At 57.7% G+C, this 22622-nt stretch carries 12 protein-coding genes and 8 pseudogenes; 5 read left to right on the top strand and 15 right to left on the bottom strand.

Annotated elements, in window-relative coordinates; translation table 11 throughout:
- Positions 1-125 precede the first annotated feature (125 nt).
- From ACTGJ9_RS38315 to ACTGJ9_RS38335, 5 genes and pseudogenes are all read right to left on the bottom strand, one after another.
- Positions 126-837 (bottom strand): annotated as a pseudogene (locus tag ACTGJ9_RS38315) (IS256 family transposase); the annotation flags it as partial.
- A gap of 229 nt (positions 838-1066) precedes the next feature.
- The gene (locus ACTGJ9_RS38320; RefSeq protein ID WP_456675229.1) at positions 1067-1933 is read right to left on the bottom strand and encodes an isocitrate lyase/PEP mutase family protein; all 867 of its coding nucleotides are present in this window, start codon (positions 1931-1933) and stop codon (positions 1067-1069) included.
- Between the two features lie 903 nt (positions 1934-2836).
- A complete protein-coding gene (locus ACTGJ9_RS38325) occupies positions 2837-3601 on the bottom strand; it encodes a phytanoyl-CoA dioxygenase family protein (protein WP_456675230.1) in 765 nt (254 codons plus the stop codon).
- Between the two features lie 950 nt (positions 3602-4551).
- On the bottom strand, positions 4552-5610 hold the full coding sequence (locus ACTGJ9_RS38330) for an ABC transporter substrate-binding protein (protein WP_456675231.1): 1059 nt from the start codon (positions 5608-5610) through the stop codon (positions 4552-4554).
- Positions 5611-6139: 529 nt separating this feature from the next.
- Positions 6140-7354 carry a cytochrome P450 gene (locus ACTGJ9_RS38335; protein WP_456675232.1) on the bottom strand — a complete coding sequence of 405 codons (1215 nt, stop codon included), beginning with the start codon at positions 7352-7354 and terminating at the stop codon, positions 6140-6142.
- Between the two features lie 229 nt (positions 7355-7583).
- On the opposite strand from ACTGJ9_RS38335, the gene ACTGJ9_RS38340 reads away from it, so the two are divergent.
- Positions 7584-7811: a hypothetical protein gene (locus ACTGJ9_RS38340; RefSeq protein ID WP_456675233.1), complete on the top strand. Its 228-nt coding sequence runs from the start codon at positions 7584-7586 to the stop codon at positions 7809-7811.
- A 235-nt stretch (positions 7812-8046) separates the two neighbouring features.
- Positions 8047-8274 (top strand): annotated as a pseudogene (locus ACTGJ9_RS38345) (IS5/IS1182 family transposase); the annotation flags it as partial.
- Positions 8275-8494: 220 nt separating this feature from the next.
- Here ACTGJ9_RS38345 and ACTGJ9_RS38350 read toward each other — a convergent pair.
- Positions 8495-10011 (bottom strand): annotated as a pseudogene (locus ACTGJ9_RS38350) (porin).
- An 806-nt stretch (positions 10012-10817) separates the two neighbouring features.
- On the opposite strand from ACTGJ9_RS38350, the pseudogene ACTGJ9_RS38355 reads away from it, so the two are divergent.
- The 3 genes and pseudogenes from ACTGJ9_RS38355 to ACTGJ9_RS38365 form a co-directional block, all read left to right on the top strand.
- A pseudogene (locus ACTGJ9_RS38355) lies at positions 10818-11163 on the top strand (IS630 transposase-related protein); the annotation flags it as partial.
- A gap of 215 nt (positions 11164-11378) precedes the next feature.
- Positions 11379-12755, top strand: coding sequence for an IS110 family RNA-guided transposase (locus ACTGJ9_RS38360; RefSeq protein WP_456675234.1), 1377 nt, complete (start codon positions 11379-11381; stop codon positions 12753-12755).
- Positions 12756-13278 (top strand): annotated as a pseudogene (locus ACTGJ9_RS38365) (IS630 family transposase); the annotation flags it as partial.
- A gap of 14 nt (positions 13279-13292) precedes the next feature.
- On the opposite strand, the pseudogene ACTGJ9_RS38370 reads toward ACTGJ9_RS38365, so the two are convergent.
- The 9 genes and pseudogenes from ACTGJ9_RS38370 to ACTGJ9_RS38410 form a co-directional block, all read right to left on the bottom strand.
- Positions 13293-13685 (bottom strand): annotated as a pseudogene (locus ACTGJ9_RS38370) (transposase); the annotation flags it as partial.
- A 67-nt stretch (positions 13686-13752) separates the two neighbouring features.
- A complete protein-coding gene (locus ACTGJ9_RS38375; protein WP_456675235.1) occupies positions 13753-14925 on the bottom strand; it encodes an ABC transporter ATP-binding protein in 1173 nt (390 codons plus the stop codon).
- A 36-nt stretch (positions 14926-14961) separates the two neighbouring features.
- Positions 14962-15774 carry an ABC transporter permease gene (locus ACTGJ9_RS38380; protein WP_456675236.1) on the bottom strand — a complete coding sequence of 271 codons (813 nt, stop codon included), beginning with the start codon at positions 15772-15774 and terminating at the stop codon, positions 14962-14964.
- A gap of 8 nt (positions 15775-15782) precedes the next feature.
- Positions 15783-16568, bottom strand: coding sequence for an ABC transporter permease (locus tag ACTGJ9_RS38385; RefSeq protein WP_456675237.1), 786 nt, complete (start codon positions 16566-16568; stop codon positions 15783-15785).
- Between the two features lie 132 nt (positions 16569-16700).
- Positions 16701-17759, bottom strand: a complete 1059-nt coding sequence (locus tag ACTGJ9_RS38390) for a polyamine ABC transporter substrate-binding protein (RefSeq protein WP_456675238.1) — start codon at positions 17757-17759, stop codon at positions 16701-16703.
- A 376-nt stretch (positions 17760-18135) separates the two neighbouring features.
- On the bottom strand, positions 18136-19293 hold the full coding sequence (locus ACTGJ9_RS38395) for an NAD(P)/FAD-dependent oxidoreductase (RefSeq protein WP_456675239.1): 1158 nt from the start codon (positions 19291-19293) through the stop codon (positions 18136-18138).
- Between the two features lie 90 nt (positions 19294-19383).
- A complete protein-coding gene (locus tag ACTGJ9_RS38400) occupies positions 19384-19704 on the bottom strand; it encodes a 2Fe-2S iron-sulfur cluster-binding protein (protein WP_456675240.1) in 321 nt (106 codons plus the stop codon).
- Positions 19705-20469: 765 nt separating this feature from the next.
- Positions 20470-21729, bottom strand: a pseudogene (locus ACTGJ9_RS38405) (IS110 family RNA-guided transposase); the annotation flags it as partial.
- Between the two features lie 215 nt (positions 21730-21944).
- Positions 21945-22290 (bottom strand): annotated as a pseudogene (locus ACTGJ9_RS38410) (IS630 transposase-related protein); the annotation flags it as partial.
- Positions 22291-22622: the final 332 nt, after the last annotated feature.

The raw sequence follows: 22622 nt of genomic DNA on the forward strand, positions 1-22622 counted from the left end.
GCCACGGATGGCCTGCTTGGGATCGGAGTACCCAGCGGCTTCGATTGGAATGCAAGGCCGACTTCGCCGGAAGTCCCCACTCGCTATTTTTGTAAGAGGAGAAGTCCAGCGAAAATACCTCGGGCGAGCCCGCGCGAGACCAGGTTGTCCAGCAGTGCCTGAACCGCTGCGGCGTTCTCGGGCGCCCCTTCCACCAGCACCAGCGGATACTTGTTGCCCTCACCGTCGACCCCGATGGCCGGCGACCAGCACGAGATCGCCGAGATGCAGCCCGTCGATTTGGATCACGAGAAGGTCGAGCGCGGACAGATCGGCCGCCATGAAGTCGGCCAGCCGCGCCGCCGACAGCGCGACGAACCTCCGCGAGACCGTCGACTTCGACCCCCCGATCCGAGCGGTGCCGCACGTCACGCTCGGGCAGCCGGACAGCGCGGCCGAACCGGCGCGTCGACACGTTGATCAGCATCAGGTTCATCGCCCAGCGACCGAGCCAATCCTCCTGCGCGCCCTTTCCCAGCTCGGAATCGTGACCTCGCGGCGGTCCACGCCACGAACCCGCGGGCGCTCGATCTCGATCTTCCCACCGTGGAAGCTGATCCGTCACCGCGTTGGGCCCCAACGGTGCGCCCGGCGCGCCGTGTTACGACCATGGCGTGTCCCGCAGGTCGCCGTGAAATCCGCCTCCAACATCGTGCCGAGCGCCTCGATTCCTGCCGTAAGGCAGAACCGATCGAAGTTCGCCCGCACTTCTGCATATGCTGCGTGCACAGCCCAGATCGCCGGCGAACCAGCCGGTGTGATATCTCTCGTGTTTGGCGTTGCTCTCCTTCGTGGAATCAGCACCCCGAGCCTACCGGCTCAAGGTGGGCAACGCTGACCCCTTCAGAATTCAACAGAGCCCAGGATATCGCCCTCGGACATTCAATATGTCTGTAGCCGGAATTGGAGTGGCAGCCGCTGGTCACCATTCGAATCGCATCACTCCGATCGCGCGGACTATCGCTAGCGCTGCTAGCATTACGGCCCCGGGGCGACGGTTGAAGCTTTGACTTAACCGACGTTTGATCTAAGCTTTGATGCGCAGGAACTCAGCCATCCGCCGCTTCACGTCGTCGTCGCGCATGTAGCGATCGACGAACTCCGCCGACGGCAGGCCCTCAAGATCCTCCGGCTTAGCGCCATCGCGCAGCGCCTTCAGCGTCCGGTAAATCGAAAGCGCAGCAGCCGCAAACGGCAGGTGCGCTTGGGCTGCGAGCCGTACGCGGTTGGAGGCGAGAAACGCCGGATCATCGAGCTCGCCCTCGGCGCTGCCGAGCATGATCGGTAGCCTGGTCTCGGCCGCAATAGCTGCAACCTCCGCCTTCGTCCTAATGCCGGTGAAGAACAGCGCATCCACGCCGGTGGTCTCGTAGGCCTTACCGCGCACAATGGCGTCATCGATGCTTGTGACCGACGTCGCGCTCGTGCGCGCAAACAGCGCCATGGTGCTGTCGCGTCGCGCGTCCACCGCAGCCTTCATCTTCCCAAGGCCCTCGTCGAGCGACAGCAGCTGCGTCTTTGCCTGACCATAAACGTGCGGCAGCAGCGTGTCCTCGATGGAGAGCCCAGCCGCGCCCGCGCTCTCCAATTCCTGCACGGTCCGGCGGACGCTCAGCGCATTGCCGAAGCCATGATCGGCATCCACCATCAACGGGATTTCGGCGGCGCGTGTGATACGGCGGACGGTCTCGGCAAGCTCCGTCAGCGAAATAATGAACACGTCAGGATCGCCGAGGACGGTCAGCGAGGCGGTCGAGCCGCCGAGCATGCCGACCTCGAAACCGAGATCCGTGGCGATCCGAGCCGAGACCGGGTCATACACCGAACCCGGGCGGATGCAGGCTTTGCCGGCCAGGATCGATTGAATGGTGTCGCGCTGCTTGCTCCAGGTCATGTTTCAGTTCTCACAAAAAATTCAAGGTTGGGGCAGTGCGAGCCTCGCACCCGGCGTTCTATCGATGGTCTTCACGCCGTCGCACTTGGCGCACAGCAACTTCTGCATTTCAGCGCGGTCTAGCGAGGTCGCACAAGGGCCCGCATAAATACAACAGCTCCTTCCAGAGATCGCTCTTAGCCCGTTCGACATAAGCGCGGCCGCCTCGGCTTCCCGGCTCGAGTACACGTAAGCGCGACTCGGCGCCTTGATTTCCGTGCATCAAAAGGGGCGGCTGTGTTGCGCGCGCCTGCACCGCGAGCGCGTGGACCTCGAAAGTGTCCTGTCAAGACCGACCGCCCCTCAGTTGCGCAGAACCCCTTGAATCGCCTTCTAGCCCTTCGGTGGTCGAGTGCTTCCCCGCTGCCCAATAGTTCTTCTTCGCTAAACGCTGCATGGTCGTCGAACGCGATTGACGCACTTACTTGTTCCACTAATTCGTCGCTACTGCAGAATACCGCAAAGCAACACAAGAACGAACACGACACAACATTCGGGCTCCGGATTCCTGCGAAAATAAGTCGATTCCGGAAATTTACGACTATGTCGCCCTGTCCACGGCGCCTCTTAAAATTGCCCCGCAGGGCGCCCCTTGTAATGCGAACGTGGCGCCAAGTGACCGCGGGGCTGGTCATCCAGGAAATGGCCATGATCCCGCACAGCCTCAAACGCCACTTCAGGGCAACCGCATATGGCCCGGTCAGGGTACTCCATTCCTCAAACAAGTTTATCCCAGCTGCACAATCAATCGCCGGGTGCGCTTCAGCTGTCATCGGTCTTCCTTCGAAGGGCATCGTCAGCAATCTCTTCACGCAGCATCTAACTCTTCACGCAGCATCTAAAAAGCTGGCTGCAAAACCTTCTTCAGCGGCTCTCAATTCCATATTCGCCGTCCATTTTGTAATGGCCATTCTCAACAGCGTTATAATAGCAAATATACGACCACAATTCTGTATTCGAGCGATTTGGGCCAGAGCCGTGTATCAGATTTCCATCGAAAATCATTGCATCGCCTGGATCTAACTCAACGTAAACAGTTTCAAACCGCTTCATCGCAGAATCGAGAGCCTTCTGTTCGACATGCGACTGATTAACCCGTTTAAACTCTATGCGGTTGGCAACTAAATCGTAGTTGTGGTTGAGACGTCCGAGCTTGTGCGAGCCCTTTAGCACCCTCATGCAGCCATTGTCAGCTGTCGCCATATCGATCGGGAGCCAGATGGTCGCCACCTGCGGGGCAAGCAAGCCGTTGGCGTGAAAAGCGGCGAAGTCCTGATGCCAATCCCAGCCTCCGTCTCCGCCGATGTTTGGCTGCTTCACCGAAATTTCGTCGACGTAAAGGTAGACTTGCTTGCCAATGACCCCCTGAGCAAGATTGACCAACCGCTCGTCTCGGCCCAAGAAGCCATATTTTTGTGCGTCTTCTGAGCTAATTAGCGGTTTGAGAAGGCCCGTTTTGCCCTCCCTGTCTTTCTTAGCTAACATAGTGCCGGCCTTGATCTCGGCTTCGATCGGTGAGCGTATGCTATCCCGAAAGGCTGCGACTTCATTGGTGCTCAGTAGTTTTTTGCGGACGACATAACCAGTCAGGGCGTAAGCCGCCATTTCCTCGCTGCTCATTGCGAGCATCGTGTTCTCCTATCTATGATAACTATCGGTTGCCGTTTGATTCAAGGACCTTCACCTCCTGCTAGAACCGTCGCCAGCTGAGCGCCGCGGCGAACGCACAATGCGTTCCGTGGCACCATACTGACCGGATCTGAGAAACATCCCTAGTTTCCTGACTCACCTACCATTGTATCATAGGTCGAAAGTATGGCAGAGAAGTGCGGTTTGACGACGCTTGCTCTCCGTTTTCCTGCGAAGATGGGGGCATTTCGCAGGTTTTCGACATTGCCTTTTGTGCTTGTCTCTCACTGAACTCTCAAACGCGTTTCCCGACCTTTTGCTTCTAGAGTTCAGTTCGGCCATTCGCGTCGACCTCACAGGTCAAGACTAGCGGCTTTCCGGCATCCGGCTGTTCCCGAGGGCGAATGCACTTGACGCGCTGCACAGTTTGCTAGAGCCGCGCCATCAACGCACGTACGTTCGGACTTCGTCTCAGGCGTCCGCCGCCCCCAGAGTAGCGAACGTGTCGGCAACAACCTTTATGGTGCACTCGCAAGACCGCCTGCTCTTACCGGTTGCTTCGAGCACCCCCTCATCACTAACAGGCAGCCTCTTGCCAGCTTCCTCCAGCGCAGCCCGCGGCGTGTTTATACGCCGCCACGGCGGGGCTGCCGTTCCCCCAAAATACCAGCTCCCGAAGCTTCAGTGGATTGCCGCGCCGTCGGCGACCCCGAGCGAAGCGTAGAGTCGGTCAGCTACTAAGCGCCTCGCGCCGGAGATGAAGCGGCGGAGCGAGGTCATAGGATCTTCCCCAAAGCGGACGCTATCATCAGTCTCATCGGGGCGATCCTGCTCGGGCAGAACGATGATCGCGCCCAACAAGACGCCGCAAGCCGTCACGCCGTTGAGCGATGATCCAAGGCCAGCCTTCCGCCGATCGCCAGCTGACTTGCCCGCCAGCGAGACACCCATTAAGTCAGTCTCCACTCTTGGAATCGATGATGCAGCGCTTCGTAATTCTCCGCCCAGTATGTGTCGTTGAGGTGGAGATTCTTTGGACTGTCCAAGTCTGGCTGCCACTTGCGTACCTCCGCCGACAACATACTGAAAGCTTTTTTCGACACCGGCGTGGTGCCCACGATTTCGAAGAATCTCGCCTGAACCTCTGGGCGGAGGTGATAACTGATCAGCTTTACCGCATTTTCTTTATTTGGCGCACCCTTTAGCACTGTGACAGCATCGTTAAGAGTGATGTTCTGCTCGAAGGAAAATGCCAAAGGCACTCCGCCGCCTGGCTCGGTCGTTGATTTAACGCGATTGGAACTGGCGTAGCCGAAATCGGCCTCGCCGATCTGCAACAAAGACGTATCTTGTGGAGTTGTAGCTGCCCATACGATCTGAGATCTCACGCGGTCGAGCACTTTGAACGCTCGATTCAGGTCCAGCGGATAAATATGCTTCGGCGCCACGCCATCCGCAAGCAGCGCTATTTCCAACGTCTGCTGAACAATAGCACGCAGTGCGCGCCGCCCAGGAAACTTCTCCAGGTCGAAAAGTTCGGCGAAGGCTGTCGGATGCTTTCCGGATGGGAATTTCTTCGGATCCCATGATATGCCCTTGCAAGCAATTTCGAAGGTGACATAGTCGCTAGCTGGCTTGATCTTCAGATCCTCGATGTCGAACAGGGAAGCATTCAGCTTTTCCCAAAAGCCACGCTTTGAACCAGCAGCGGCTTCCGCGCCAGTGCAGGCGTAAACGTCAATGTCGACATTGCCCGTGAGCTGCATGGCCTTAATCTTGTCGAGTCCGGGGTAGGGCACAATACGGACCTTAATCCCTGTTTCCTTCGTGAAAGGCTCGTATATGGCCTTGACCGAAGCATCCTGATAAGCGCCACCGTAGTTCACGATCGTAACCGAAGCAGACTCTGCCCCGGCGCGCGAGGCTCTAAGCAGCATCGGCGCGCCGAGGGTGCAGGAGGCGCCGATGAGGAAGGACCGGCGTGAGGGTCTGGAAATAACACTCTGCATGACGTTTCCCCTGGTTATTCGCTTATGACTGCAGCAAGCCTCCCGACGGAGGCACATCACGGCTAGCGCGCGGAACTTCTGGCGACCGACAATGATGTCGCATCGACATCCCAAGGAACTCAGCCCTTACTGACAATAACGCTGCCTCGCGGCCGCGCGACGCATGATCACGTGCGTGACAGCACCCCGCCGATAATGAGCAAGTTTTGACCAACGGCCTCCCACATGTGGAGAATGCGCGCCAGTACATCGGTCGATTTGTCCTAAACAGGCTTATGCTCGATATTGATCCCTATGCAAGCCGCGCATTACGCGCGAGCCTTACGGTCAAGCCCTCTAACTGCTCCGCTAAAATAGTGCGGCACGAGAGCCGAGAGTTCGGGCGGCGACCCTCGACGACATCCGACTCGCGTCCTCATTTTCACTGGCCAGCTCACGTTTCGCCAGCAGACAGTCATCGACGCACACATGAAAAGCGTCACGCACGAGCCGCACTGTCCGGTCAGCCAGGCTTGCTCACTAAGAGATTCTAGAACACAACGTGCAATGGAGCATAACAACGGTGCGACAAGGCACGGAATCGCGGCGCTTCCTTCGCTGGATCAAGGCGCAAAGCTGGAAGACGTGTGATAATGGCTTTCAGACATTCTCGTATTTTAAGCCGGGCCAAGTGCATACCGACGCAAATTCGCGGACCCACGCCAAATGCCATATGATCAGTGGGCGGCTTTCTCTTGAGATCGATCATATGCGCGCAGAGATAATGCTCTGGATCTCGATTGGTGGCCGCATGTACCAAGCAAAGTGTGTCATCCTTTTTGACCATCGCACCCGCGAGCGAAACGTCCCGATTGGCTCTTCTGAACCGAAATTGAATTGATCCCAACAGTCGCAACGTCTCTTCGACAAACGCGTTAAGAGCACCTTCCTGATCGTTCGTGACTGCTTCGCGCACCTTGGGGTCGGACAAGAACAAATAAATCGCGTTGGCAATGGCGTTTGTAGTGGTTTCTCCCGCACCGAGTTCGAGATCTCTCACGACCGCCATTACGTCATCTACTCCAAGTTCACCCAAATCTTCCGGTGATCGTGACCAGATTTGGCTAATGAGATCGGCTCCGCCCCCCTTCTGTCGATCAAGCACAAAGGGAAGGAAAAGAGCGTTGAGTTCGTCGGATGCCCGCTTTGCCTTCTGGGTCAGTTCCTCGCTGTTCCTGTCGTACAACCAACCCACTACCTCTTTATGCCACCGAGAAAGATCCGCGATCAGCGCATCGTCCCTCCAAGGAAGTCCAAAAAGAGATGCCATAATTCGCGGCGGCACCGGCTCTGACAATTGACTGACTAAATCGGCGCTTCCTTGCCCAGAAAAACGGTCGATAGCGTCATGGATGACGGGAAGAACATGCTCGTCACGGTATTGCGGCATGACCGCAGGACTGAGAAGTTTCAAATAGAGTCGGCGAACGCGCGCGTGCTCTTCACCGACAACGGACGAAACCGACCTCCTGTTTTTATCACCTTTGATCTCATACAACAAAGATGGACCGCCGAAGTTCGGGTTCCGATATGCGCCCTCGTCGGATTCAATTACCTTGCACAGATCGTAACTCAACACGAGCCAGCACCTCATGCCCGGATCCCAAATGACCGGGCCCCTCTTGCGCGCGATCTCATAACTTGGAAATGGATCCTCGTCGGCAAGGGAGAGCATCGACCACGCTGGCAAGTGAGGAGTATTCATGTCTTTTTCCTTCATCCTTTCGGCGCAAATATAGCCGGACGTGATGCATAAGGGCGGCGAAAATCGGCCTCAGTATGCAGGAAATCGGCGGACATGCCGCGCTGGGCGCCACGTTCCAACTCTCTTGGTAGGTACCCCGGAATGCGGCGCAGTGGTGGCGCAAGAGTCATGGCAGGCTCGCGCGGGATCGGCTCGACTTCATTGACGAGACTTAACGTGGCGCGAAGACATGGCGGTGCGCGATACAGCGCTGATGAGCGTGTTAGATGCTGGATTGGCGCTTGAGGCGCATATAGTTGGTTATCAGCAGTGGGAGCTTATGCTGGCGATAGGCGACGACTTTGGTTTCGTCCTGAAGCGAAAAAGCTGGTACTTCAGATTTGGCTCGTTCGCGCCGGTGAAGATCAGATCAGCGACCGAACCGCGCTGTTTCCATTTGCAAAGGTATTCGAATTAATCTCATAGCCCAGCGGGGCCTGAGGTTCGACATGGCGCCTTTGCGAGGATGGGCGCCGCGCGGGCACAGACTTCCCGCCGGGGTTCCTCATGGCCGCTGGAAGACCATGATCTTCCTGGCGGCCTTGCGCCACGACCGGATCGATGCACCATGGTTCATCGAGGGGCCGATCGGCAGCGTGAGCTTTCGCACCTACGTCGAGAAGGTTCTTCTGCCTGTCCTTCGGCCCGGCGCCTCGATCAAGCGTGAACTCCGCCGCAGGTCCGCCATCGAGCCCGTCATCAGCCCTCTCGAGGCCGAGTACCGCATGGCCGAAACTATCTCTCGTACCGCCGCGGCGATGCCGCCAACGCCGTCCTCGGCCGCCGCCGGCTACAACTTCCGCCGCCTCATCCGCTGGATCAGGCTCTTGCTACGCGAACTCCTCAGCGCTCCACCATCGCTTCAGGCTGTTCCAGGCTGAAGCCAGAGTTCTTCACGGACGACTAGCTACCGCTGCGCAGAAGGTCGTCGTCGCGGCAGGCTCCTGTTCCGGAACGCAGGGTCCACCTTATCATCGCAGCGCCGCCACCATTGATGTTGAAAGCCAGATCGGTCGCGGACCATCCGGCGTGCCCGAGGCCTTTGCTCGAGGTCAAAATTCGGTATAGGATTCCTTCTTCTTCCGCTAGTTTGACAAGAACTTAGAAGTTGCGCTGCACGCGGAGCAGAAGCGTGAGGGCGCTCTGGTCTTTCAGTTCGTACACAGCACCCGGCTTTGCAATACTCGATTGCGCCGGCAAACTCAATGTGCTTCTGCCCGCGTGCTTCTGGTCTAGGATATTATACGCGAGCTCCGCCCCAAGGGCCAGGTTCTTGACCGGCTTCCAAGAAATGTATGTACCGACAGTCGCATAGTTGTAGTCAGGGTTACAGCCGGCAAGACCGCTCGACAGCGCGAGGCCGGAGACGAACGCGCCGCAGATGTAGCCCTTGGCTGTGGTGTTATAGCGCACAGCGCCCCAACCACCGAAGAGGCTGGTAGACCAGTATGTATTCCAGTTGTGGTTGAACGAGCCGTTGAAGCCGTATGTTGTAGTCAACTCCTGGGCAGAGCCTGAAACGAACACAGAGTCAGAGAGACCTGCAATTCCGACGCTCTGGTAAGCGCCCGCCAGATTCGAACCGCCGTACCTCGCGAACGTGGTCGACATATAGTCGTTGAAGACGTAACGGCTTGCACCGTTTGCATACACGCCGGTCAAGTTGATCGAGTCACCCGGACCGGTCGGGAGCTTCTTGATCGATAAGGCGAGCTGACCAGCCCAACCCCACTTGTCGCTCGGATGGCCGGTGACCTCCGTGGCGCCATAGTAGGCAGCATGATTATCGTGGGCCGCGACCGATGCCTGAAACAGGCCCCAAGCCTGGTCAACACGAAGCGACGCGATGAGGTCTGGAGATCGCGCCCCCCAATGTCGTTCGCGCCGTATGTACCGGTGGCGAGACCCGCAACCGTGGCTGTGCTCACGTTCCAGAGGTTGGTCGTGTCATGTTGAACTTGGTCCTGCGCCGAGAACGAGGCCGTGATGCCTTGACCGAAGTCAGCGGTGTAGCTGAACTGGTTAACGGGGTCCCACGCACTACTGCCAGGCAGCTCGATGAAGTTCCCCGGATACTCGCCCCAGGGCGTAGAGAACTGAGAGGCCGCCTTACCCATCGTGAAACCAGCGAACTGGATAAATGCGTAGGTGAGGCTAAGCTGACCACCGTCTAGTGCGCCTGCGTTCGCGTTTTGCGGCGACTGGTAGACGGTCGAGCCGTTTCCTGCACCGCTGTAACTTCCCGAGGTCCAAGTGAAATACATTTCGGCGTAGGTGCGGACCATACCATACGCCGTTGCGGTGCGTGTGTCGATATTCAGGTCGGCGCGAGAACGCGCTGTATAATAGTTACTGAGACGATTCCGCGCACCGCCCACGCCGCCGTCGGGGGGATTACTATCAGAGTTTGCGTTGTTGGTAACGTGGGCCCGCAGATAACCACCCAGCTTGATGCAGGTGTCAGAACCTGGAATGTAGTAGAATCCGGCGCCATAGAGCGAGCAGACCTTGACGTATTCTACGGCCTTTGCGCTCATGGGAAGATCGGAGGCCCGCGCCCCGCCCAAGGCGATCAGACCCGCGGCCGAACCGAGCAAAAAGCTCTTCGCCACCCTCATAGTAACCTCCAACTGTTACACTCAAAAGCGGCCGCCTTTTTAAGACACTGCCACCATCGCCCTATTGGTTCTTGATTTAAAAGGGCCTTCCTCGAACGCCGACCGCAGTGAGCGTCGCGGTGCGGACCATTCCGCCTCTCGCAAGATCAGGTTGACAGATTGCTTTCACAATCGGGAAGTAAAGTTGGTACGAAACGGACGATTCCAGCTTGCGCCCCGATGCTTGTGTTCCGGGTGCATCACATCGGTCCTATGCGTACGGAACGAGCGCTGAGGCCCACGTTCTCGAATTTGGCCGACTGATGCTTCTGAACGTCAATCGAGTTGTGGCTGAATGATTTCGCATCCGTTCGTTTCTCCAATTGTGAGCGCGATGTCGGGAATGACGCCAACCTTGTGATCGAGGGGCATTCGCAGCCGTCGTTGCATCGTGATCGGTCGTGCAGGCCTTTTGTACTTTCCGGTCTGCGGCCTCTTCTTCTTTAGTTTGCTTCATTCTCACCTTGATTTTCGGTCAGCATATCCACGACATGCGCCTCGGGCGGCGTGTCCCAACTCACGTTGGCGCCGATGAGTTGCCAATGTGGGCCTCCGGTCGCGGATCTGGCCGTCGGACAGCCACTGTCAAGCGACGTCCGGATTTATCCCTCTGCTTCTGCAACTTGCGCTTGATGTAGCGCGGGTTTGGAATGCACCGTCCACCGACACGGGCGCTAAAGCGGGATGGGCTTAGGCTGAATCGATTTGGGATTCCCAAGTCAGTGCGTTTCTGATTCACCATGCTGGCTCGGCGGAGGCCAGCATGGATTGGCAAGCCTTACTCTCTCGATTTACGCAAGCGCATGGTGGCGGCAATTGAGGGCGGGATGTCCGCAATCGGGCCGCCAAGCAGGTTGGAGTGGCAATCAGCACGGCGATCGGCTGGATGAAGCGGATCGATGAGACCGGTAGCGTTGCTCCTGGCCAGATGGACGGCCACAAGCCGAAGGCGATTTCGGGAGATCACGCGGTCTGCTGTCGCAGCGGATCAAGGACGGCGACTTCACCATACGCGGGCTCGTTGCCGAGCTTGCCGGTCGCGGCCTGAAGGTCGACTACCACTCGGTGTGGGACTTCGTGCATGCCGAGAAGTTCAGCTTCAAAAAAACCATCTCGGACAGCGTCCGCCTGTGGGCGTAGAAACGGCCGAGGTCTATGCTCGTGACGGAAGGGAGCGGCCGATAGCTTTTTGCCGGCAAATTACCCCGCAAAAAAACGTGGTCCATGGACTGTTGCGCACGTGAGAATGGTGACGCCGGCAGGCGATCCCGTTTAGGAAATTGATCATCAGCGCGGCCCAGCCCTTCCGTTATCAGGGAGGATTGGCAATGGGTCGACACAAATCGAAGAGCAAGGTCCGCGACTCGATGTCGGTGGTTCATCCAAATGCGGCCGCGACCGACGTCGGGGCCACGATGCACATGGCCGCCGTGAATGCAGATCGCACGCCTGAGCCGGTACGCAGCTTCGGTACCTTCACAACCGATCTGCATCGGCTGGTTGACTGGTTTGCAGAGTGCGGCGTCGACACGGTCGTCATGGAGTCGACCAGTGTCTATTGGATCCCGATCTTTGAGCTCCTCGACGCTCGCGGCTTTGCAGTGTTCCTTGTCAATGCGCGCGACGCCAAGCACGTGCCAGGTCGCAAGACCGACGTCAGTGATGCGCAGTGGCTGCAGCGGCTTCACACCTTCGGTCTACTGCGTGCAAGCTTTCGGGCCAAAGGTCAAATCGCCGAATTGCCTGCCTACCTGCGTCAGCGTGAACGTCTTTTGGAGTATGGGGCATCTCATATCCAACACATGCAGAAGGCGTTGACTGAAATGAACGTGCAGCTCCATCACGTCGTCACCGATATTACTGGTGTGACCGGGCTGCGGATCATCCGCGCGATCCTTGCCGGCGAACGCAATCCGGCAGCCCTGGCGCGCATGCGGGATCGGCGGTGCCACGCCAGTGTTGAGACGATCGAGAAAGCCCTCGCCGGTAACTACCGCGTTGAGCACCTGTTCGCCCTCGAACAGGCACTCGCCCTCTACGACACATACCAACAGAAGGCATTTGCCTGCGACGCTCGGATCGAGGCCGTGTTGAAAGAGCTCAGCGGACTTCGTGGTCGCCAAGGAGATCAATTGCCAGCAGCACGTCAAAATAGACCCCATCAACAAAATGCGATGCTCTTTGATGTCCGCGCAGCGCTGTTCGCGCTACTCGGCAAGGACGTTACCCAGATCGACGGTCTCGGCCCCTACCTCGCACTTAAGCTTATCGCTGAGTGCGGCGACGACCTCTCCGCTTGGCCGAGCGCAAAACACTTTACGTCTTGGCTCTGCTTGGCGCCGAGCAACAAGATCTCCGGCGGCAAAGTGCTCTCGGCGCGCACACGCCGCTCGCGGAATCGAGCCGCGGCGCTTCTGCGGCTTGCTGAGGCAACCGTGGGACGAACCGATACAGCGCTAGGCGCCTTCTACAGACGGCTCTCAGCACGCATCGGCAAGGCCAAGGCAGTGACCGCCACGGCGCGCAGGATCGCAGTGCTGTTCTACAACGCGGTGCAACACGGGATGCACTATGTAGATCCGGGCGCGGCCTCCTACGAGACCCGATACCGTGCGCGAGTGATTGCCAATCTGCATCGGCGAGCCAAGGCCTTCGGCTTTGTACTCCAGCCCATGGACCCACCTCCCAGCATCGCCGTTTCTTAGGAAAGCGTGGTGGCCGGCGAACGCGATCGTCCCGACGTGGCACGGCGGCGAGCCCAATGGACAAAGTACCAAGATCGCGTCGAAGCTGTGGTCTTCATCGACGAGACCTGGACCAGGACCGACATGGCGCCTTTGCCAGGATGAGCGCCGCGCGGGCACAGACTTCCCGCCAGGGTTCCTCACGGCCGCTGGAAGACCATGACTTTCCTTGCGGCCCTGCGCCATGACCGCACGATGCGCCGTGGTTCATCGAGGAGCAATCGATGGCGCGAGCTTCCGGATCTATGTCGAGAAGGTTCTTCTGCCGACCCTTCGTCCCGGCGATATCGTCATCTTGGATAACCTCGGCAGCCATAGGAGCAAAGCAGTTCGCCAGCTCATCCGTTCGGCCGGAGCCAAGCTGTTCTTCCTGCCAAAATACTCACCCGACCTGAGCCCGATCGAACAGGTCTTTGCCAAGCTCAAGCACCTGCTCCGCAAAGCTGCCGCGCGAACCGTCGAGGCGGTCTGTGTCGCAATCGGCAATGGCCAACTACCTCAAAAATTCAGACTATCGAGCCTAATGCCATCACGCTTTAGGGACCGCGCTGCAACGTATCCTGCCGCGGTGAAGTAGTTCTGCATTCGGTTTGGGTGAAGCAGTCGACGATGCGGCAGATGGCGTTCCAAACGCCGTCAACGAGCGTTCGCGGCTTTGCGCAAGAGCGCCTTGAGCTTGCGGAAGGTATTCTCGATTGGGTTGAAGTCAGGGCTGTAGGGCGGCAGATAGCGCACGCTCGCGCCTGCGACATCGGTCATCTGAGACGCCCGTGGTCCCTTGTGTCTGGACAAGTTGTCTATGATCACGATATCGCCTGGACGGAGTTCGCGGATGATGATCTTCTCGACATACGTTTCGAAGGCGTCGCGGTTGATGCGGCCATCGAGCACCGTGTTCGGTCCGCCATCGAAATTCGTTTGGGGTCAGATCCCAGGATTGGGGAAGTCCAGCAGGAGCTCAGTTCTCCAAAACAACAAGATCCGACGGCGTCCAGCGAAGTCGTACACGCGCTCCGGGATTGAGCCTAGCTTCGGTCCGCTCCGACATCATTTTGACCGTAATGACCAGGCCATTCTCGGCGCGGACGATCACCCGGGTCAAGCCGCCGACGAACGACACGCTTACGATGTCGCCACTCAGGACATTGCCCCCCTCAGCGACACTGTCCTCGACCCTGGCAATGCGTATTCTCTCGGGCCGGACCATGACCAGCACATCCGCCCCTTCGGTCCATGCGCCAAGGGGAAGTGCAATGGACGTGTTTCCAGAGACAACGATTTGCGTCCCGCCAGTAACTCGCCCGCCGATGATATTCGACTCGCCAATGAACTCGGCCACGAAGCGGCTTCGAGGCTGGAAATACAGCTCGTCCGGCGTTCCAAGCTGAGCTATTCGTCCCGCGCTCATGAGGCAGATGCGGTCAGACATGTTGAGCGCTTCTTCCTGATCGTGGGTGACATAGATAAGGGTGGTCCCCAAATCCTTATGGAGACGCTTGATTTCGCCTTGCATCTGCTCGCGCAGGTTCTTGTCTAGGGCCCCGAGCGGCTCATCCATCATTATGATGGCCGGCGAATAGACAATGCAGCGTGCAATACCGACGCGCTGCTGCTGACCGCCGGAGAGCTGGCGCGGCTTACGATTTTCGAAACCGCGCAGGCCGACGCGCTCGAGCGCCTCCGTTACTTTGGCGCGGATTGCCTTGGCCGACTGGCGCCGCACACGAAGCGGATAAGCCACGTTGTCGAACACGTTCATGTGCGGCATTAGGGCGTAGTTCTGGAACACCATTCCGATCCCCCTCTCCCGTGGCGGCATTCGGGTAATGTCGCACCCGTCCAACGAGATCGTCCCTGTCGTCGGCCCTGTGGCGCCTGCGATCAGGTTGAGCAACGTGGTCTTGCCGGAGCCCGATGGACCAAGCAACGTAAGGAATTCACCCTTGTGTACGCTCAGATCGATCGGATGCAGCGCCATAACGGGGCCATATGCTTTCGATATGCCCCTGAGCGCGATGGCGAGGATCTCACCTGAAGGGTTTGGGCGGCGACCGATACCTCCTTCGAGTCGCTGAACGTGGTCAATGGTATCCACTTTCTCCATTCGAGAAATCCTATCAAATATATTCATGAACAGGGCTCCGTTCCGCTCGTCAGGCGATATCACTCAGATATCGACCGGCGTTCCTTTCCTCAATGCGATCGCGACGATGCTGACCACGAGAGAGATTGCCGTCAGGAAAGTGGACACGGCGGCGATCACCGGCGATACTTCCCATTGGAGAGCACTATACATCTTTACCGGCAGGGTGATCGTGTCGGGGCCGGCGAGAAACCAGGAAATGATGACTTCGTCGAAGGACAGGAGAAACCCAAAAAACGCTGCGCTCAAAACCGACGGAGCCGCTTGCGGTATAACAACCGTCACGAACATTCGGCCGGATCCAGCCCCCATCAGTTCGGCGCCGAATTCGAGGTTGCGGTCCAGCTTATTCACGCCTGCCGCGACCATAAGGACGACATAAGGCAAGGTGACCATAACGTGGCCGAGCACAATGGAAAGCGTTGTGCCGCTTATGCGAATGTAGGAGAAGTAGAGAAAAAGACCGATTCCTGCCACAATGTGGGGAATGATAAGTGGGCTCATGATGACGCCCGTAACGAGTCCCTTCCCGGCGAATTCGTGGCGCGCGAGCCAGTAACCGGCAGGCACGCCGGCAAGTATCGCCACGATCGTGGTCGCCAGCGCGACCTTAAGACTTTCGAACAGCGGATTTAGCCAGCCGGGCGAACTAAAGAAGATATCAAAGAGATCAAAAGAGTAGTCCGCCGGCGGAAAAGCAAGTGCATTCGTTGGGCCAAATGCCATCGGGATCGTCACCAGAATCGGGAAGAGGAGATAAAAATAGATCGTCACCGCCAGTCCGGTGCCCACACGCCGGTAGCGACGCGAAAGGGGATCGTGAATGATGTCGGACATGATTACCCCTAAACCTTCTGCCGCCGCCCAAGCGCAAGGGGAATGGCAAAGATCATAGCCATGCCGAACAAAATCACGCTGATGGCCGAAGCCTTTGGCCAGTCCAAGACTTCCCGGTTATAGAAATCGACAAGGTTGGACAGCATCAGATCGCGCGAGCCGCCGAGTACCGCCGGAATGATGAAGGCTCCGAGAGACATCACGAAAATGCTCAATAGAGCTGCGAATATGCCGGGCACAGCCATCGGAAGAGTAACCGTCCAGAAGATGCGCGCAGGCTTAGCGCCCATAACGGAGGCCGCGCGGTATATCGCGCCGTCGATCGCGAGCAGGCTCGCGAGAACGGGCAGGACAGCGAGCGGAACGAGATAATTGGTCATGCCGACAAGGAGACCGACCAGGTTCAAAACAAGCGGAAGCTGAACCTTTGTCGCAAAGATCCAGCTCAAGCATGAATTAACGATCCCGTCGCGCCCTAGAATGATCGTAAATGCGAAGCATTTGACCAACACGCTAGTCCAGAAGGGCAGCAGCACAAGCACCATTAGGAGTGTTCTACGCCCGGCCGGCTGACGAGCAAGATGCAGCGCGACAATGAATCCCAGTATCAAACTGACCAACGACGACAAGCCAGCAATGTAGAGCGTCGTGCCCAGTGCCTGCCTAAATAGCCTGCTGCTCAGAACCGCATAGAACGCGCCCAGCGAAAAGGCCGGTGCATCCATGCTGGTCAAAAGCACGTACAAAAGCGGTGGCAACACGACGCCGGCTCCCAACAAAGTGGCCGGCGACATGAATATGGCCTGCGCTCTTAGATTCCTTATTCGGGTCATGAACGTTCCGATCGGTGCCGTTGGAGGTTCAGATCGACTATGGCCGCGCTATCAGCCCGGGCGTAACGGGACCCTTCCGACAACGAACACCAATCAGGTCAATCTCCACTCCTGAAAACGTCGATTTACTACCTGGTAATTCTCCGCCCAATATGAATCGCTAAGCATCATCGCGTTGGATTTGCTCCAATCTGGCTGCCATTTGCGTGCGTCGGGCGACATCATGTTGAAGGCTTTCTTAGAGACCGGAATGTCGCCGACCAAATCAAACAATTTCGCCTGCACCTCTGGACGCAGGTGATACGCGATCAGCTTCATCGCTTTGTCCTTGTTCGGCGCGCCTTTTAGAACCGCGAGGCTCTGGCCGCCAATGATGGTTTGTTCAAACGAATAAGCTAGGGGTATTCCGCCGCCCCGCTCAGTTGTCGCTTTAACCCGATTGGCATTGGCGATGCCATAGTCAGCCTCGCCAACCTGCAACAAGGAGGTGTCTTGCGGAGACGTGCCTGCCCACACGATGTGAGACTTGATGCGCTCGAGCACCCTGAAGGCGCGATTCAAGTCCAATGGATAGATGTCCTTCGGTGCCAAGCCGTCGGCGAGCAGCGCTGCTTCGAGCGTATGCTGAGCAACAGCGCGCACGGCACGTCGCCCCGGGAACTTTTGGAGATCGAAGAATTCGGAAAAAGTCGCCGGATGCTTTCCCGGCAGAAATTTCTTCGGATCCCATGATATGCCCCGGCAAAAGACTTCAAACGTGACGTAATCGCTTGCGGGTTGGATTTTCAACTCTTGCGCGTCAAATAGGGACCCATTGAGCTTCTCCCAAAACCCCTGCTTGGATCCGGCAGCGGCTTCCGGCCCTGTGCTCATGTAGATGTCTATTTCGACATTGCCCGTAAGCTGCATTGCCTTGACTTTATCCAGTCCCGGGTAAGGGACAATCGTAACCTTGATCCCCGTTTCCTCGGTGAACGGATCGAGCACGGCCTTAACTGTCGCGCTCTGATAGGATCCGCCATAATTGACGATCGCAACCGAATCGGACTTGGCCGCGCCGCGCGACGCCGCGAGCACAGCCGGCGCCGCACAGATTCCGGCCGTGCCAATAACGAAGGAACGGCGCGATGTTGCTGACGTATTTTCTTGCATGAACTTTCCCCTAACTCCATTGCGTCCGATACCCGCGCGGCGCCGCCGGTCAACACCACAATCCTGTCCGCCTTCCTGGTGAAGTTGTATGACTACTCACCGTTCGACAGGTCGTCCGATTCAAGCATATCAAGTGCACCACCGCCACCGCTCTCTTGGACAACAAAGTCGCACCCGCACCTCGCACTCCCGTGCGCTGCCGAACGGGGTTGACCCCGATGATTGAGTAAGCGCGTCCTCCTCCGTCACCTCTGCACAAGCCAGTGCAACAATTCATTCGCGTTACCCAATGGACGAAGTGCCGCACGCTATGTGGCCAAATCTCGTCCCAAAAGCGCTGAAATCTCGAAGTCAACCTTCTGTAGGTGTCGCTTCGTTATTTTTCGCGAGCCAAAAGGCGCCGTGCCGACGCATGCTCACGAGGCTGGTTTACACTCTCCAAGCAGATACAAACATCGTTGCGGAAGTGAAATACGGAGAGCCCAGGCCCCGTACCGGGTCGCAGAACACGTTCGGTAGCACCAAACGGAAGTCCAGCGATTTGAAGTTTCAAATCATATTGATCCGACCAAAACCATGGCAAAGAATTATAGACCCTGTCCACGCCCGCAATAACGGCTCCGGCCACGCGTGACTGGTCAATCGCGTTCTGCACAGACTCCAGCCGAACTCCACCTGGATTGAACGGACCGCGAAACTGGGTACAGTCGCCGGCCGCAAATACATTTGCCCGGGCAGTGCGCGATTTCGAATCGACCACAATGCCGCGCTCAGTGTGAAGCCCAAGCGACTGGCCCAATTCCAAGTTAGGAACCGACCCGATTCCGACGACCACCATGTCTGCATCTATGGAACTGCCGTCGTCCAGCAAGACTTTACGGACGACCCCATTTTCTTCAACGAATGATTGCACCGCGCGAGAAACCAACAATTTAAGACCGTGATCGGCGTGTACCGAGGACAAGAACTCAGAAAGATCCGGTGAAGCCACACGGGCGAGCACCCGTTCTTCCGTCTCTAGAACAGTTACTCGCTTTTGCTGCTCTACCAGTACCGACGCTACTTCAAGCCCTATAAAGCCGGCGCCAATCACAACAACCTTCTCTGCATCAGCTGCGGCGGCGCTGAGCGAACGGGCATCTGCAATGGAGCGTAGATAATACACGTTTTCCGCATTCGCGCCAGAACACGAGAGTCTCCGCGCCCGTGCGCCGACCGCAAGAGCGAGGGTATCAAAAGCGATAAGCGCGCCGTTCGACAGCAATGCGGTATTGGTTCCGCTCTTGACGCTGACCACCTTCGTGCCTAGCTCGAGTTCAATGTTGTGTGCTGAATAGAAGGGCTCAGCCTTGAGACGCATAACCTGCTGCGAGGGATCTTTGAGGTAAGCCTTTGAGAGTGGCGGACGATGATAAGGCAGCTCCAACTCTTCGCTCACAATTACAATGTCTTCACCGTACCCGCTTTCGCGAGCATGCGATGCAATTTCACACGCGGCATAGGACCCACCAATAATCAGCAACTTTTGACGCATGACTTCCCACTTCTGGACCGATGTGCGCGGGTAGATCGAACGCATCGATTTGCCCCCAGACTTTCGGAAATCTGATTGCATATGGGTCGCTTATACAAACCCAGCATTAGGCGCGAGCGTTACCGTCAAGCCATCCAACTCATCCGTTAACTCAATCTGGCACGAAAGCCGGGAATTCTTGCGGCGCCCCTCGACCACATCTAGCATCGCATCTTCGTTTTCACTAGCTGGCTTGAGCTTTGTCGGCCAACTGTCGTCGATGTACACATGACAAGTTCCGCAAGAAAGACAGCCTCCGCATTGCCCTGTCAGATTCAATCCAGCATCCCGAATCGCCTCCATAAGCGTCCGCGCCGACACTTCGTTGAGTTCGACCAACCTACCCGCCTGGTCGTGGACCATCACTTTCATTTTGTACTTCCTAGAACAGCTCACACAGGTGAGCGAAGCAGCAATGCGAACATCAGGGAAACGCGCCGGCTCCTTCCCATCAGGGCGGAGCCCTGGACGGGGGTGCATGAAGGCCAACATGCACTCTCGCGTCTTGAGTTTTCGGGCTGCGTGCCAGGGCAATGGCGTGGACCGAGGTTAATAGCCAGCGAATGGACGTGCTTCTTTTAGCCATATGAGGATAGGCGTGATGTTCGGGGTGTCGATTTGCACCGGCGCGCAAAAGACACATGGACTCAACGTTTTGGATCACCGTACTCACAAGCGACACGCCCCAATTGGTAGTGGCCACTGAAGATCTCCCAAGCGTCGCAATGTCTGTTGACAAGCACCTTATTCCCACTATTCCGGGGCTTCATTTTACGTACGCCCGACTGACTCAGAACTTGATGGATGACGATGCCATTCGCGAGACCAGCATTTCATGCCGCGCCCCACGATCGCTCTTCGATCCCACAACCTGCCTAACCCGGAAAGAGATAGCTGCCAGCAAGCGAGTGCATGAATGATGCCGGGGAACGAGAACAGACGCCGCATTCATTTTCCATTTCCCTTGCAAAAGAGTTTAGACCAGCGAACACTAGACGAGCGACGCGCCTGATGTCTGCGGAAATGGCGAGAAGGAGCAGGAATCCTGCCAAACGCCTCGCTTTGCGTCTGCTTTTCAGCTCAATGAATAGGGATCGGCTCATTGTGCGGCATATTCTTCGGGCGCGAAGGCGACAGGAAGTTCGCCGCGCCCGGATCTACATAGTGCATCCCGTGTTGCACCGCGTTGTAGAACAGCACTGCGATCCTGCGCGCCGTGGCGGTCACTGCCTTGGCCTTGCCGATGCGTGCTGAGAGCCGTCTGTAGAAGGCGCCTAGCGCTGTATCGGTTCGTCCCACGGTTGCCTCAGCAAGCCGCAGAAGCGCCGCGGCTCGATTCCGGAGCGGCGTGTGCGCGAGAGCACTTTGCCGCCGGAGATCTTGTTGCTCGGCGCCAAGCAGAGCCAAGACGTAAAGTGTTTTGCGCTCGGCCAAGCGGAGAGGTCGTCGCCGCACTCAGCGATAAGCTTAAGTGCGAGGTAGGGGCCGAGACCGTCGATCTGGGTAACGTCCTTGCCGAGTAGCGCGAACAGCGCTGCGCGGACATCAAAGAGCATCGCATTTTGTTGATGGGGTCTATTTTGACGTGCTGCTGGCAATTGATCTCCTTGGCGACCACGAAGTCCGCTGAGCTCTTTCAACACGGCCTCGATCCGAGCGTCGCAGGCAAATGCCTTCTGTTGGTATGTGTCGTAGAGGGCGAGTGCCTGTTCGAGGGCGAACAGGTGCTCAACGCGGTAGTTACCGGCGAGGGCTTTCTCGATCGTCTCAACACTGGCGTGGCACCGCCGATCCCGCATGCGCGCCAGGGCTGCCGGATTGCGTTCGCCGGCAAGGATCGCGCGGATGATCCGCAGCCCGGTCACACCAGTAATATCGGTGACGACGTGATGGAGCTGCACGTTCATTTCAGTCAACGCCTTCTGCATGTGTTGGATATGAGATGCCCCATACTCCAAAAGACGTTCACGCTGACGCAGGTAGGCAGTTCGGCGATTTGACCTTTGGCCCGAAAGCTTGCACGCAGTAGACCGAAGGTGTGAAGCCGCTGCAGCCACTGCGCATCACTGACGTCGGTCTTGCGACCTGGCACGTGCTTGGCGTCGCGCGCATTGACAAGGAACACTGCAAAGCCGCGAGCGTCGAGAGCTCAAAGATCGGGATCCAATAGACACTGGTCGACTCCATGACGACCGTGTCGACGCCGCACTCTGCAAACCAGTCAACCAGCCGATGCAGATCGGTTGTGAAGGTACCGAAGCTGCGTACCGGCTCAGGCGTGCGATCTGCATTCACGGCGGCCATGTGCATCGTGGCCCCGACGTCGGTCGCGGCCGCATTTGGATGAACCACCGACATCGAGTCGCGGACCTTGCTCTTCGATTTGTGTCGACCCATTGCCAATCCTCCCTTGATAACGGAAGGGCTGGGCCGCGCTGATGATCAATTTCCTAAACGGGATCGCCTGCCGGCGTCACCATTCTCACGTGCGCAACAGTCCATGGACCACGTTTTTTGCGGGGTAATTTGCCGGCAAAAAGCTATCGGCCGCTCCCTTCCGTCACGAGCATAGACCTCGGCCGTTTCTACGCCCACAGGCGGACGCTGTCCGAGATGGTTTTTTTGAAGCTGAACTTCTCGGCATGCACGAAGTCCCACACCGAGTGGTAGTCGACCTTCAGGCCGCGACCGGCAAGCTCGGCAACGAGCCCGCGTATGGTGAAGTCGCCGTCCTTGATCCGCTGCGACAGCAGACCGCGTGATCTCCCGAAATCGCCTTCGGCTTGTGGCCGTCCATCTGGCCAGGAGCAACGCTACCGGTCTCATCGATCCGCTTCATCCAGCCGATCGCCGTGCTGATTGCCACTCCAACCTGCTTGGCGGCCCGATTGCGGACATCCCGCCCTCAATTGCCGCCACCATGCGCTTGCGTAAATCGAGAGAGTAAGGCTTGCCAATCCATGCTGGCCTCCGCCGAGCCAGCATGGTGAATCAGAAACGCACTGACTTGGGAATCTGGAGGGTTCTGTGAGGTCGCGTTCACGCGATGGTGCGGCAGGTGCAGTTGTGCGACCTCATTGAAGCCGGATTGAACGAAGGCGCGGGCGGTTATGCGCGGTTTTGCAGCTATGGGGATTGTTGGAGATCGCGAGGTCCGGTCTGCCGGCTCGGCGTGTGCGGCAGCGACACGAGATGTGCGCATCGGCAATGGATTGGGATCAGACGCGCTTTGCGAGCGGTGGCGATGGGCGGAGCGCTGCATCGGGCGGTTGTTGTCGCACAATGTGGCA

Source organism: Bradyrhizobium sp. RDM12, assembly GCF_051917485.1.
Classification (GTDB): Bacteria; Pseudomonadota; Alphaproteobacteria; order Rhizobiales; family Xanthobacteraceae; genus Bradyrhizobium.

Coding starts and splice junctions, on each gene's coding strand:
- ACTGJ9_RS38320 (WP_456675229.1), bottom strand. CDS start 1,933: ATGACCTGGAGCAAGCAGCGCGACACCATTCAATCGATCCTGGCCGGC.
- ACTGJ9_RS38325 (WP_456675230.1), bottom strand. CDS start 3,601: ATGCTCGCAATGAGCAGCGAGGAAATGGCGGCTTACGCCCTGACTGGT.
- ACTGJ9_RS38330 (WP_456675231.1), bottom strand. CDS start 5,610: ATGCAGAGTGTTATTTCCAGACCCTCACGCCGGTCCTTCCTCATCGGC.
- ACTGJ9_RS38335 (WP_456675232.1), bottom strand. CDS start 7,354: ATGAATACTCCTCACTTGCCAGCGTGGTCGATGCTCTCCCTTGCCGAC.
- ACTGJ9_RS38340 (WP_456675233.1), top strand. CDS start 7,584: ATGGCGGTGCGCGATACAGCGCTGATGAGCGTGTTAGATGCTGGATTG.
- ACTGJ9_RS38360 (WP_456675234.1), top strand. CDS start 11,379: ATGGGTCGACACAAATCGAAGAGCAAGGTCCGCGACTCGATGTCGGTG.
- ACTGJ9_RS38375 (WP_456675235.1), bottom strand. CDS start 14,925: ATGAATATATTTGATAGGATTTCTCGAATGGAGAAAGTGGATACCATT.
- ACTGJ9_RS38380 (WP_456675236.1), bottom strand. CDS start 15,774: ATGTCCGACATCATTCACGATCCCCTTTCGCGTCGCTACCGGCGTGTG.
- ACTGJ9_RS38385 (WP_456675237.1), bottom strand. CDS start 16,568: ATGTCGCCGGCCACTTTGTTGGGAGCCGGCGTCGTGTTGCCACCGCTT.
- ACTGJ9_RS38390 (WP_456675238.1), bottom strand. CDS start 17,759: ATGCAAGAAAATACGTCAGCAACATCGCGCCGTTCCTTCGTTATTGGC.
- ACTGJ9_RS38395 (WP_456675239.1), bottom strand. CDS start 19,293: ATGCGTCAAAAGTTGCTGATTATTGGTGGGTCCTATGCCGCGTGTGAA.
- ACTGJ9_RS38400 (WP_456675240.1), bottom strand. CDS start 19,704: ATGAAAGTGATGGTCCACGACCAGGCGGGTAGGTTGGTCGAACTCAAC.